Origin of the sequence: Duganella radicis, assembly GCF_009720825.1 — a bacterium.
GTDB classification, from domain to species: Bacteria; Pseudomonadota; Gammaproteobacteria; order Burkholderiales; family Burkholderiaceae_D; genus Rugamonas; species Rugamonas radicis.
The window spans coordinates 16,839-30,004 of sequence record NZ_WNKY01000006.1; the positions used below are offsets into that span (position 1 = coordinate 16,839).

11 protein-coding genes are annotated in these 13,166 nt (G+C 64.8%); 6 read left to right on the forward strand and 5 right to left on the reverse strand.

The annotated features are described in order from the left end of the window. The first annotated feature begins 10 nt into the window (after positions 1-10). A complete protein-coding gene (gene queC, locus GM676_RS08125; protein WP_155463030.1) occupies positions 11-718 on the forward strand; it encodes a 7-cyano-7-deazaguanine synthase QueC in 708 nt (235 codons plus the stop codon). After that, positions 719-3,781, forward strand: a complete 3,063-nt coding sequence (locus GM676_RS08130; RefSeq protein ID WP_155463031.1) for a CHASE domain-containing protein — start codon at positions 719-721, stop codon at positions 3,779-3,781. It abuts the gene before it with no gap. On the opposite strand, the gene GM676_RS08135 is transcribed toward GM676_RS08130, so the two are convergent. Next, positions 3,778-4,170: a hypothetical protein gene (locus GM676_RS08135; RefSeq protein ID WP_155463032.1), complete on the reverse strand. Its 393-nt coding sequence runs from the start codon at positions 4,168-4,170 to the stop codon at positions 3,778-3,780. The genes GM676_RS08130 and GM676_RS08135 overlap by 4 nt on opposite strands. A gap of 217 nt (positions 4,171-4,387) precedes the next feature. Here GM676_RS08135 and GM676_RS08140 point away from each other — a divergent pair, with 217 nt between their 5' ends. Continuing rightward, entirely contained in the window at positions 4,388-4,630 is a 243-nt protein-coding gene (locus GM676_RS08140; protein ID WP_155463033.1) for a hypothetical protein, read from the forward strand. Between the two features lie 56 nt (positions 4,631-4,686). Here the strand turns inward: GM676_RS08140 and GM676_RS08145 are convergent, their stop codons facing one another. Further along, positions 4,687-5,757, reverse strand: a complete 1,071-nt coding sequence (locus tag GM676_RS08145) for a porin (RefSeq protein ID WP_229262589.1) — start codon at positions 5,755-5,757, stop codon at positions 4,687-4,689. A gap of 77 nt (positions 5,758-5,834) precedes the next feature. On the opposite strand from GM676_RS08145, the gene GM676_RS08150 reads away from it, so the two are divergent. From GM676_RS08150 to GM676_RS08160, 3 genes are all read left to right on the forward strand, one after another. Then, entirely contained in the window at positions 5,835-6,311 is a 477-nt protein-coding gene (locus GM676_RS08150) for a hypothetical protein (protein ID WP_155463034.1), read from the forward strand. Between the two features lie 157 nt (positions 6,312-6,468). Further along, complete coding sequence (locus GM676_RS31785; RefSeq protein ID WP_211923184.1) at positions 6,469-7,014, forward strand: FxDxF family PEP-CTERM protein; 546 nt, start codon at positions 6,469-6,471, stop codon at positions 7,012-7,014. Between the two features lie 118 nt (positions 7,015-7,132). Then, positions 7,133-9,076, forward strand: coding sequence for a GAF domain-containing sensor histidine kinase (locus GM676_RS08160; RefSeq protein WP_155463035.1), 1,944 nt, complete (start codon positions 7,133-7,135; stop codon positions 9,074-9,076). Between the two features lie 13 nt (positions 9,077-9,089). Here the strand turns inward: GM676_RS08160 and GM676_RS08165 are convergent, their stop codons facing one another. The 3 genes from GM676_RS08165 to GM676_RS08175 all read right to left on the reverse strand — a co-directional run bounded on the left by GM676_RS08165 (position 9,090) and on the right by GM676_RS08175 (position 13,119). Beyond that, entirely contained in the window at positions 9,090-11,378 is a 2,289-nt protein-coding gene (locus GM676_RS08165) for a response regulator (protein ID WP_155463036.1), read from the reverse strand. 108 nt (positions 11,379-11,486) lie between these two features. Next, positions 11,487-11,699, reverse strand: a complete 213-nt coding sequence (locus GM676_RS08170) for a hypothetical protein (protein ID WP_155463037.1) — start codon at positions 11,697-11,699, stop codon at positions 11,487-11,489. A 1,090-nt stretch (positions 11,700-12,789) separates the two neighbouring features. After that, a complete protein-coding gene (locus tag GM676_RS08175; protein WP_155463038.1) occupies positions 12,790-13,119 on the reverse strand; it encodes a hypothetical protein in 330 nt (109 codons plus the stop codon). Between the last annotated feature and the right edge of the window lie 47 nt (positions 13,120-13,166).

Sequence of the window (13,166 nt, forward strand, 5' to 3'; positions counted from 1 at the left end):
AAAAAGAACTATGCTGCCTACCGATTCCGCCCTGGTCCTGTTTAGCGGAGGCCAGGACTCCACCACCTGCCTGGCCTGGGCGCTCAAGCATTACGCCCGGGTTGAAACCATCGGTTTCGACTACGGCCAGCGCCACGCCGTGGAGCTGACCGTGCGCCCGCAACTGCTGCAAAGCCTGCGCGAACATTCCGCCGAGTGGGACGCCAGGCTGGGCGAAGACCACATGATCGACCTGTCGCTGATCTCGGCCATCTCGCAAACCGCGATGACCCATGACATCGCGATTGAAACCCAGGCCAACGGCCTGCCGAATACCTTCGTCCCCGGCCGCAACCTGCTGTTCATGACGGTGGCCGCCACCGTGGCCTACCGCCGCGGCCTGACGGTGCTGGTGGGCGGCATGTGCGAAACCGACTTCTCCGGCTATCCGGACTGCCGCGACGACACCATGAAGGCGCTGCAAGTGGCGCTCAACCTCGGCATGGACACCCGCATCAAGCTGGAAACGCCGCTGATGTGGCGCGATAAGAAACAGACCTGGGAGCTGGCGCAGGAGCTGGGCGGCCAGCGCCTGGTGGACCTGATCCGCGACGGCACCCACACCTGCTACCTCGGCGAGCGCGGCGCGCTGCACGACTGGGGCTACGGCTGCGGCACCTGCCCGGCCTGCGCGCTGCGTGCCCGCGGCTACCATCAGTTCGTGGGCACCGAGGTGTAAATGCCCACCGCCACCCAGGCACGGCTGCGCCGCTGGCTCCAGGATCTGCTGTCACCGGCGATCCTGCCGGCGCTGGTGCTGACGGGCTGCCTGGGGGGGACCGCGCTGCTGTGGCACAGCGCCGCCGACGACGCCGAGCAGGACGCGCAGGCCGACTTCGACGGCCGCGTGCGCGAGCTGGTCAACAATCTCGACCAGCGCATGCAAACCTATGTGCAGGTGCTGTATGGCGTGCAGGGCTTGTTCGCCAGCTCGCAGTACGTGGATCGCGATGAATTCCGCACCTATCTCACCGGACAGGATCTGAACCGCCACTTCCCCGGGGTGCACGGCGTCGGCTATATGCAGCTGGTCGGCGGGCGCCAGCGCGAGGCGCACGAAGCCATTGTGCGGCGTGGCGGCTATCCGGACTACCATGTGTTCCCGTCCGGCGAGCGGGCCTGGTATGCCCCCATCGTTTACCTGGAACCGTTCAACGACAACAACCGCAGCGCCTTCGGCTTTGACGCCGCCTCCGAGCCGCGCCGCCGCGCCACGCTGGAGCAGGCGCGCGATTCCGGCCAGCCGGCCATGAGCGCCAAGATCCGGCTGGTGCAGGAGGCCGGGCTGGAACAGGAGCAGGCCGGCTTCCTGATGGTGCTGCCGCTGTATAACCATCCGCAGCCGATCGCCACGCTGGCGCAACGGCGCGCGGCCATCAGCGGCTGGGTGTATGCGCCGTTCCGCGTGGGCGACCTGATGGCGGGGCTGGGCGGCCCGCGCATCGCCGCGCTGGACGTGGAAATCTACGACGGCGACGCCGTCGCGCCCGAGGCGCTGATGTACGACAGCGTGCCGCACGCCGGCGCCGGGCTGCGCAGCACGCGCCAGCAGATCAGCATCGCCAATCATCGCTGGACGCTGCGCATCGCCATGCCGGCGGCGGCCTCGGCGCGCGCCGACCGGGCGCAGCAGAGCGCCGCCGTGGGCGTGGCGATCAGCTTCCTGCTGGCGTGGCTGACCTGGCTGCTGGCGCGCGGCCGCGTGCGGGCGCGCCAGGGCGAGGAGCGCAGCGGCGCGCTGGCCGGGGAATTGCAGGAGGGCCAGGCCACGCTGATGGTGCTGGCCGACAGCGCGCAGCGCAGCCAGGCCATGTTGCGCAGCATCCTGGACTCCACCATCGACGGCATCCTGGTCGACAACCTGCACGGCACGGTGCTCAACTCCAACCGCCGCTTCCGCGAGCTATGGGATGTGCCGGAACAACTGGACTGGCAAAGCGACGGCGCGGTGCTGATGGCGCACATGCGCGCGCAGCTGCGCCATCCCGACTGCGGGCTGCGGCTGGACCCGCCGGCGCAATTGACGCTGCCCGGCGTGCAGCGCGGCGTGCCGCTGGCGGAGGCGCACGAGGTGCTGCATCTGAAGGACGGCCGCGTGATCGAGAAGACCACGCGCGGCCTGCAACTGGGCAGCGAGCCGGCGCGCATCTGGTCGTTCCGCGACATCACCGAGCGCACCCGCATCGAACAGCGCGAGCAGACGCGCCGCCAGGTGCTGGAATTGCTGGCCACCGGCGCGCCGCTGCAAACCATCCTGGAAAGCGTGGTGCGCGGGGTCGAGGCCGACAACGAGGAGATGTTGTGCAGCGTCCTGCTGCTGGACGAGCGCGGCGAGCGCCTGCTGGTGGGGGCGGCGCCCAGCCTGCCGGCCTTCTTCAACGCCGCCGTGCACGGCAAGCCGCTGTTGGGCGGACTGGGCGCCTGCGGCCAGGCCGTCCTGACGCGCAGCCGGGTGATCGTGGATGACATCCGCAACGCGCCGTCGTGGGTGGAGTATCGCGACGTGGCCTTGCAGGCCGGGTTGGGGTCGTGCTGGTCCGACCCCATCATCAGCACCCATGGCACGGTGCTGGGCACGTTTGCCATCTACCACCGCGAGGCGCGCCTGCCCAGCCTGGCCAACATCGCGCTGATCGAGCAGGGCGCGCGGCTGGCCGGCATCGCCATCGAGCAGGCGCAGGCGGCGGTGGCGCTGCGCGCCGGCGAAGCGCGCTTCCGCAGCCTGTATGACCACGCGCCGGTGGCGCTGTGGGAGCAGGACTGGTCGGGCGTGCGCGCCGCGCTGGCCGAGCTGGAGCTGTCCGGCGTCGATGATCTGGGCGCCTGGCTGCAGGCCAATCCCAGCCAGCTGCGGCGGCTGGCCTCGCTGGTGCGCATCATGGATGTGAACGCGGCCGCGCTGGCGCAGGTGGCGGCGCCGCCGGGCCGCAAGGAGCTGGGCGAGCTGAGCCTGGCGCAAAACTTCGACGCCGCCGCCATGCCCAATTTCGCGCGCGCCGTCACCGCGCTGGCGCAGGGCCGGCACTTCTTCGCCGGCGAGGGCAGCTTCGAGCGGCTGGACGGGGTGGCGCGGCTCAATGAGCTGACCCTGCTGGTGATGCCGGGCCACACCCACAGCCTGGACTTCGTGATCGTCTCGACGCTCGACATCACCGAGCGGCGCCGCATGGACGACGAGCTGCGCGTGCTGGCCACCACCGACTTCCTCACCGGCCTGCCGAACCGGCGCGAGTTCATGGGGCGCTTGCAGCAGGAGGAGGGGCGGCTCCAGCGCGACATCGGCGCCTGCGCGGCGGTGCTGCTGCTGGATATCGATCACTTCAAGCGCATCAACGATGAACACGGCCACGCGGCGGGCGACGCCGTGCTTCGCCAGCTGGCCGACCTGATGCGCGAAAGCCAGCGCAAGATCGACATGCTGGGCCGCATCGGCGGCGAGGAATTCGCCATCCTGCTGCCGGGCACCGAGCTGGATGCGGCGGCGGTGTTTGCCGAGCGTCTGCGCCAGCGGGTGGCGCAGACGCCGATGCGGCTGGATGACGGCGCCACGCTGGACATCACGGTCAGCATCGGGATCGCGGCGATGGGCGGCAGGACGCCGGGGGGCGACCCGGCCCTGATCCGTGCCGATCAGGCTTTGTACTGCGCCAAGCGTGGCGGGCGCAACCGGGTGGAATTGATGGATGTGGAGGCGGATCGGCCGGGGCATCAGGTCCCGGCCGCTTCCGGTGTAAAGCTTTAGACCGGCTGTTGCATGGTCGCTTGCAGGCGCTGCTTGCGTGGGCGGCTGACGAACAGCCAGTACAGGCCGACCGGGATCAGCAGCGGCAGCAGCAGGGGCGAGACCAGCGCCACCGCGACCACGGCCGCCAGGCCGACGCCGAACACGGCCAGCACGCCGAGGCTGGCGAACAGCAGGCACAGGAAAATCGCCACGCAGGTCATGATCACGCCGGCCAGCAGCATGCCGGCGCCGCCGAACAGCAGGGCCAGCAGCGCGCCCAGCGGACCGTCGATTTCATCGCCATCGATGTTGACGTGCATGCCGTCGCCAAACACCGACTGCCACACGGCAACGGCCAGTAGGAAAATGAAGGCGGCGAAGATGAATTTTTTGGCTTTGGTGTTCATGGCGTGACCCCGATTCGTTGTGTTGTGATGCCGTTTGGCATGGTTGAACTGTACCGATGCCGGCCGGCATCGGCCATCGGATTGCGACAGACCGGCAAATTTGCGGGATGGAACGCGATTGCGCCGCGATGAGCGGCGCCGGCGGCGGGATTCCACCTTGATTTAAAGTTATGGTGGTCTACACTGATAATCTCACTTGCACACGGAGGGCATGAACATGGCTTGGCTAGCAATGAGCGAGGGGCAATCGATCCCTTCGGCACGTCAATGTACGCGGCGCCAGCGCAGCGCCCAGCGCCTGTCCGGCGGCGGCCCGAAAGGCCCGCCCTCGGCGCCTCCCACCATACCGCCTATCATCATCACGCCGTTCAGCTACCAGATGCCGGAGCCGGCCATCGACCCGCGCGTCACACCGCTGAAGCCGCCCATCACGGAGCGGCCACCCTGCATGACCTGCTGAGGTCGCCCGAGCTTCAGTCAAAAAGCCCGCCTGCGTTGCGGGCTTTTGCGCTGGCCTCAGAAATTGTGCCGCAGTCCCAGCGCCACACCCTTGAGCGTGGCGCCCGGCCGCGCGCCCAGGCTGTTGATGGCAAAGTCCGCCACGCCGTTGCGGCGGTTGGCCAGCTGGCTGTAGTAGGCGTACACGGCGCTGCGCTGGGACAGGGTGTAGTCGTAGCCCACGGTGGCATGGGTGGCGCCGGTGTGCGCGCCCTTGCGGGCGTAGCCGACGGTGGCACCGTCCGGCGCGCTGCCGCTGCCGTCGCCGGCGTGGCCGAGCCCCAGCTTGATGGCGTGGCGGCCGAGCTGCCGGGTCAGCGCGGCGTAAATATCGTTGCGATCCAGCGTGCCGGCCATGGTGGCGTAGCGCAGCCGCTCGGCCACCAGCGCCACCCGGGTGTCGCCCCAGCGGTAGGCCGCGCCCAGCCGGGCGGCGCTGTCGTTCAGGCCCGGGCCCTGGTAGTCGTGGTGGCGCTCCCAGGCGGCGCTGGCGTACCACGCGCCTTGCTGGTACACCAGCGCGCCCGAGCTCAGCGACGGCCTGGCGCCATTGGCCGGGCGCTCCTCGCCGACGCCCTGCGCCACCCGCAGCTGCCAGCCGTTCCAGACCGGCGTCCAGTAATGCACGCTGTTTTGCTGGCGGCGGTCGAAGGACGCGGTGTCGCTGGTGTTGCTGGCGGTGGCGGCGGCGCCGTTGCCCATGATGCTCATGTAGCCGGCGGTGGTGGGGTAGAACGGATCGAGGCCGGCGGTGGCGCCGTTGTAGGGCGTGACCCAGTTGCCGGCGAACAGGGTGCCGGCCGGCCCGGCGATGCCGACGCGGGTGTCGCGCGCGGCCGGGCTGCCGGCGCCGGTGTCGGGCGCCAGCGTGCCCTCGATCTGGAACAGCACGGTGACGCCGCCGCCCACGTCCTCCTCGCCGCGGAAGCCCAGCACCGAGCGGTTGTTGCTCAGGCGCGCCAGGCGGGCGCCGTCGTTTTGCAGGCTTTCCAGTCCCACGTTGAGCCGGCCGTAGAGCTGCACCTGGTGCTGGGCCAGGGCGCTGCCGCAGGCGGCGGCCAGCAGGGCGGGGACTATCTTGCGCATCATTGACGGCTTCCTATTGTTGTTACGCTGAGGGCCGCTTATTATTCCACCCCGACTTTTCTTTCGAAACGACCATAAGTATGAGCAACGACTACCCAGATCTGGACCATGGCGCGCCGGCGCAGGAAGATCGCCTGTGGCAAGGCAATGGCTGGACCGCCCGCGTGATCAAGAACGAAGACGACGACGGCTGGGCCGTGGCCATGATCAAGGATGGCGAGCCGGAGCCGGCGCTGGTCGGCCCCTGGACCATGGGGCGCGACAAGAAGAATCCCAAGCCACTGGACGTGAACGCCTTCAACACGCTGGTCAAGACCGCCAACGAGGTGCTCCGCCGCCACGAGCAGCAATTGCACGCCCAGCTGCACAAGAGCGTGAGCGTGGACGACATCAGGGTCTGCCTCGACATCACGCCGGACGAGGACGACCCGTACGCCACCCTCAGCGCCTTCGATCAGTACGGGGAACAGCTGGCGCGCGTGCGGGTGGCGCTGAACTTTAAACTAAGCGCAACATCCGCTTCCGCGTGGATAGCAAACGGCTACCAAAAGCCGTGAACTAGCTTCCTGGAATTAAGATTTCGTTAAATAAACGTGTAAGCGGATGTAACTTTCAATCGTGCGGGGCCTTTAAAAACAGGCTCGGCTGTTAAATTTTAGCCTCCTCGTGAACGGTGTAATTTTTACACCGTTTTTTTTAACCCAAGGAGGTAATATGAAAATAGCAAAACGCATCGCAACCGCAGTCGCATTCGCAGGCGCAGCAATGATGGCGCAGGGCGCCATGGCAGCCGACATCAGCAATCCGGACACCGCGCTGGACCTGAGCGGCGGCTCCGGCTTCTTCGGCCACGCCATCACCGGCAACAATGTCGCCAACACCTTCGCCGACCATTACACCTTCACGGTCGGCGCCGGCAGCTCGATCTTCGCCGACACCTTCTCGTCGTCCGGCAACGCCAAGAACGGTCTGGACATCCTGGACCTGAGCCTGTTCAACGCGGACGGTCTGGTGCTGAAGGGCACGCAGCTGTCGACCGGCAAGACCGACCAGTGGGAGCTGAGCTCGGGTCCGCTGGCCGCAGGCAATTACTTCCTGCTGGTGACCGGCACCGTGTTGTCGAAGGCGGCCGGCTCCTACACCGGCAGCGCCACGGTCTCGGCCGTACCTGAGCCTGCCACCTACGGCATGCTGCTGGGTGGCCTGGGCCTGGTCGGCGCGCTCGCCCGACGACAGCGCAAATCGTCCGACGCCGCGTAAGCCGACCGGTAGACGATAACGCGCAAACGCGCAAGCCAGGCGATGGCGGCGCTTGCCGCCGTTGCCTGGTCCCGGCTTCACCTGTAGTATTTCCTATGCGCATAAACATAGGAAAATGATGGAAAGTCGACTCTCCCGGCTGGAAGCCGTCCAGACCGTGCTGCTCGAAATCGGGCAGAAATCCAGCAGCTGCACCGATATCAGCGAATTCCTCCAGGCCGTGCACGCCGCATTGGGCCGCATCATGTATGCCGCCAACTTCTTTGTCGCCCTGAGCGACCAGGACGGCCCGCCCAACCTGGTGCGCTTTGTGTACTACGTCGACGAGGTGGACGAGCCGCCCAACCGCGACGCCCTGTTCGAGCTGGTGGCGGGCGAATCGCCGACGGCGGCCGTGATCCTGAGCCGCGAACGCATCGTCATGACGGCGGCCGAGCACCATTCCAAGCGCGAGGACAACGCCGGCTTCGGCATCGGCACCGTGGCCGAGCACTGGATGGGCTGCCCGCTGTTCGACCACAATCACCAGGTGCTGGGCGCGGTGGTGATCCAGAGCTATGACCAGCAGCACACCTTCAGCGCCGAGGACCAGGCGCTGTTCGCGCTGATCGCCAACCACGTCTCCAGCGCGCTGCAAGGCTTGCAGAGCATGGACCGGCTGGAGCGCGCGGTGCAGGAGCGCACCGCCCAGTTGCAGCACGAGGTGGCCGAGCGCCGCCGCGCCGAGAATATCCAGCGCGGCCTGTACGAACTGGCCAACCTGTCGGCCACCGCCACCGGCGGCAGCCGCCTGAACATGCGGCTGCACCAGATCATCAGCGAGCTGCTGCCGGCCAGGAATTTCCTCATGGCCCTGTATCACCCGGACACGCAGGAAATCAGCATTCCCTATTTTGTCGACGAGAAGGATGAGCAGGCGCCGGTCAAGCGCTTCGACTACGGCGTCGGCATGTCGTCCTACGTCTTGCAGCGCAAGCAGGCCATGCTGCTGGACCGCGACGGCTTCAGGGCGCTGGTGGACAGCGGCGCGATGGCGCGGCCGCTGGGCAATATCGACATCCATAGCTGGATGGGCGCGCCCATGCTGCTGGGCGACGTGGCGTATGGCGTGCTCATCGTGCAAAGCTACGACGACCAGGTGCGCTACACGCAGGCCGACCTGGAGATCCTGGCCTTCATGGCCAGCCACGTGGCGGTGGCCATCGCCCGCATGCAGGCCGACCGCCAGATCCGCCTGTCCAAGGAGCGGCTGGAGCAACAGAACGCCCAGCTGGAAAGCGCGCTGACCTCGCTCAAGGACGCCCAGGGCGAGCTGGTGCGGCAGGAGAAGCTGGCCTCGCTGGGCCGGCTGGTGGCCGGCGTGGCGCACGAGATCAACACCCCGCTGGGCATCTGCGTGACCGCCACCAGCCATCTGGTGGAGGAGCTCAAGCTGACCCGCGCCGAGCTGGCCGACGGCACGCTGGACGAGGATGGCCTCCAGCAGTTCTTCGACATCGTCGACCAGTCGCTCAAGATCATGACCACCAACACCCAGCGCGCGGCGGCGCTGGTGCGCAGCTTCAAGCAGGTGGCGGTGGACCAGTCGTCCGACGATATCCGCAGCTTCAACCTGCGCAAGTACCTGGACGAGGTGTTGCTGTCCTTGCAGCCCAAGCTCAAGGGCAAGCCGATCCGGATCGAGATCCAGTGCGACGAGCACATCAACATGGCCAGCTTCCCGGGCGCGATCTCGCAAATCGTCACCAATATGGTGGTCAACTCGCTGGTGCACGGCTTCGAGGAGGGGCAGGCGGGCAAGATCAGGATCAGCGGCAAGGTCGACGGCGATTTCGTCGACTTCGAGTACAGCGACGACGGGGCCGGCATGGACACCAGCACCCTGGCGCAGCTGTTCGATCCCTTCTTCACCACCAAGCGCGGCTCGGGCGGCAGCGGGCTGGGGGCGCACATCCTGTACAACCTGGTGACCGGCGCGCTGGGCGGCACCGTCAAGGTGGCGAGCGCGCCCGGCATGGGCTTGCATTACAAGTTGCGCTTCCCGAAGATCCGGCGCCAGTGAGCCGGACGGCGGGCTAGGGCGACAGCGCCTGCGCCTGCGCGTCGCGGTAGCGCACCACGAAGGCGGTCAACGCCAGCGAGTGGTAGCCGCGCGCCAGGCCGCGCAGGCGTTCGGCGAACGGCGCATAGACGGCATCCAGCGCTTGCAGGCGGTCGGCCCACTTCATGATCTCGCGCATGTCCCCGTGTTGCGCCAGCTGCCATAGGGTCTCGATCTCCTGCGCCGGCGGGATCACCAGGCTGGCGTCGTCGGCGTCGGCCGGGGCGGCGGGCGGCGGCGGCGCCTGCGCGGCAATCCAGTTCAGGGACAAGAGCGTGCCCATGGTGTGCAGCAAGGCCTCGTGTTCGATCGGCTTGGCCAGGAAGGCGTTGGCGCCGGCCTGGTAGCAGGTCGACTCGTCTTCCGGGCTGGCGCTGGCGGTCACGGCGATGATCGGGGTGCGCTCCCACGGCGGCGTCTTGCGGATGCGGCGGGTGGTCTCATTGCCGTCCAGCAGCGGCATCATGACATCCATGACGATCAGGTCGGGCTTGAAGCTGTGCAGCAGGACCAGGCATTCCAGGCCGTTCTCGGCCGCCGCCACCACGAAGCCGGTCGCTTGCAGCAAATCGACCAGCATGGCGCGGCTGGCCGGCTGGTCGTCGACGATCAGCAATCGCTTGCGCTCGCCCTCGTAGCCGAGCATGGCGTGCGGCGTCCGCACCACGGCCGGGGCGCTGGTGGCGACCGGCGCCGCCAGCTCGAACCAGAAGGTGCTGCCCTGTCCGAGCGCGCTGGCGACCGCGATGTCGCCGCCCATGATGCGCACCAGTTGCCGGCTGATGGCGAGGCCCAGGCCGGCGCCGCCCTCGCGCCGCTGCATATTGCCCATCTGTTCGAACGGCTGGAAGATGCGTTCGAGTTGTTGCGCGCTCATGCCGATGCCGCTGTCGGCCACCTCGAAGCGCAAGCCCACGCCGGCCTGGCCGTCATGGACGGCGTCGGCGCCGGCGCCGGTGGAGCGCGCCGGCAGCACGCGCAGCGACACCTGGCCGTGGTCGGTGAATTTCACGGCGTTGCCCAGCAGGTTGAGCAGCACCTGGCGCAGACGCGTCTGGTCGATGGTGATCGCCGCCGGCAGGCCGGGCGCCAGCTGGTAGCTGAACGCCAGGCCTTTTTCCTCGGCCTTGACGCGGATGATGTCGGCCACCGCCTGCAGGAAGCCGCCGAGCGAGGTGGCGGTCGGGTACAGCATCATCTTGCCGGCCTCGACCCGCGCCAGGTCCAGGATGTCGTTGATCAGGGTGAGCAGATGCTGGCTGCTGTCGTGGATGGTCGCCAGGCTGGCCGCCTGCTGTTCGCTCAGTTGCTCGCTGTTACGCCGCAGCAGCTGGGCATAGCCCATGATGGCGTTCAGCGGCGTGCGTAATTCGTGACTCATCTGCGCCATGAAATTGCTGCGCTGGTGCGCCAGGCGCAGCGCCTCGGCCAGCGCCGCCTCGCGCGCCGCCTCGGCCGCCTTGCGTTCGCGGTCGATCGCGGTCAGGCTTTCCAGGCGTGAATTGCTGGCCGACAGGCTGAAGCGCAGGTGGAGCAGGCCCAGCGACAAGCCCAGTAGCCCGCAGCCTATCCATGCCGAGACCAGGCCCATCAGCAGATTGGTCTTCGAGATCCACTTGCCGCGGAATTTGATCGAGCGCACCTCCATCGTGATCCGTTGGCCGGGCGGGACCACGCCGGTGGACAGTTCCACCGCCGTCACGTGGTCGAGCCGGGTGTAGCTTTGCGACAGCGGCACCTTGCTGACGGTCCGCCACCACTCGGCGGTGTGCAGGACATTGAGGGGAATCGTGAACACCGGCTGCGGCGGCATGGTGATCTCCGCCTCGTTGAAGCGCTGCGAGTTCCAGTCGCCCAGCACCGAGATCTCGGGTTCGAAATTCATCAAATGGATCTTGAAGATTTGCGGATGCGGACCCGCGTAGCGCATGTTGAAGGTGATCGTGTCGAAGCGGGAAAAGTCGACCCCCTTGACCGGGTCGCCCACCAGGAACTGCATCTTGCAAAACGGGTAGTTGGCGGCCGCGCCCAGCTGGCAGTGCATGATGAGCGCGTCGTCGGTGCGCTCCAGCGTCGAGACCGAGTTGCCGTTGTCGCGCTGGCTGTCATCGGTCAGCCGGAAGCCATGCGGTTGGCGCGGGGAGATCTCCAGGGTGCTGGTCATGCCGAAATGATGCCAGATCAGCAACAACGGGGTCGCCAGCAAGAGGAAGATGACCAGGTAGTAACTTATCATGGTCGGGCGGGAGAGCGTCTGGTTCATGGACAGACCAATGGGTGTTGGAATAGCAAGGACTTAGCGGAATACATGGGAGTATATACGTAAGGAATCCTTTATTTGCTCCTTTGCGGTCCGCGTAGCCTTCCCCACTCAGATCGACAGCGCGGCGCCGTTCTTGCGTTGTTCCGCGCTCAGGTTGCCGACGCTGTAGGCGCTGAAGTTGCGGCAGGGTCGCCGGTGGACGAGGCCCAGTATTGCAGGCGGTTGCTGGCCGCGTCGTTTGTGTAGTTGAACACGCCGGCCGGTCCGGTGTGCGCGGCCGAGCTCGCCGATGCATACGGCGTCCTCGACACCGACTGGCAAGGCGTTTTACTAGGGAAGCACGATATGCCCCACAACCTCGCTCTCATTCAATAGATACAATGTGTCGCCCGCTTCTAAACGATCAGATATTTGCACGCGAACCCTCCCACGACACTCGCAGCCGCTTCCTCTTGTACTCTGCGTAAGAACCAAGGTGGCTTTGTGTTCCTTTGCAACCGTTAGCCAAGGTGAGCGTAACTCAGCCTCGCATGCGAATGTCTCACTCACCTCTACAATGTAACGATTAGCCTGCTTTAAAACGGACAACCCATCTTTAAGCGCCGTTTGGTCGCAGACTTTCGATTCCAATACTGATACTCCGGTTTGAAGAGTCCAAGCCTGCCCAATCCTTTCAGTCTTTGAACATGAGCAAAGCATTAGTGCCGCTAAAAGAAAAAACATTCGGTTCACCTTCACTTCGCTTCCTTAGTCAGAAACAGGCTGGCGTTTTTTTGCCGTTTCGCCTTTAGAATCAGGCTCCGTTTAATTTTTCAGACCTGACTGGGTAGTCGCACCACGTTTAATTCGACGCCAACCAACCACAAACAGTATCAATGAGATCAAGCCTAAAACGATACAAGAAATTATTGCGATATAAGGTTGCCTGCAACGAAAGTGTTCATGCAAAAGGCTAAAATTATTATTGCAAAAATTACTGGCAAGACTAGCTGAAGAAAATAGCCACAGAAAGCTCCACAGTGAAGCGAAAAACGCAACAACGCCAAATAAAAAATAAATCCAACTGCGCTGTTTTTTGCTTTTCAAAGAATCACCATGAGCCTGTAAGAATTTCTATGTGAAAACTGAGCCGCCAGTCCGCTTCACCAGCTCGCTTAACGCTTACGCAGGTAATCGGGGTTTGTCCATGTAACATTTAGGGGCGCCCATCCCAGAAGGATCTAGGGTCAAGAGGAATATGAACACCTCCAGACCAATGTTCAAGTGCAGACGCGACTCCCCGCCTGTTCCGGGATATGGATGGTAGTCAAGACGCATAACTGGTCCTTGGACAGCCGTCCGCCAAACCGATCAATGGAATAGATTCGATCCCATCATGACTTACTCGTAAATGTCTTGATGAAACGGACTATTAGCTTTTCAAATAAGACTCTGCCGAAAACGCAAGTGCATTTTCCAATTCGAAGACACAGTCGTAAATTTGTGCCAATCCAAATAGCATTGTCAAAAACGAATCGGCTGAAACGATATCCTCACCCCGCTGCAACGTCAAAACTCTCGACAGCACCCGATGGCTAATTTCGACAACCCCCCGTAAAGCGACCGGCCGTTCGACGGCATTTTCGGCAGGAACATAGGTATTTCGTGCGACCACAGTTAGATGAAAGGCTAAAGAATTCAAGTAACGGGCGCGTTCGTTTATAGGCATCGCCTCAATCATTGAAGCATCATCATTAATCATATTTCTTTCCTCAAAGTTCCGTATAAGCTGCAAATGTTATGCTAAAG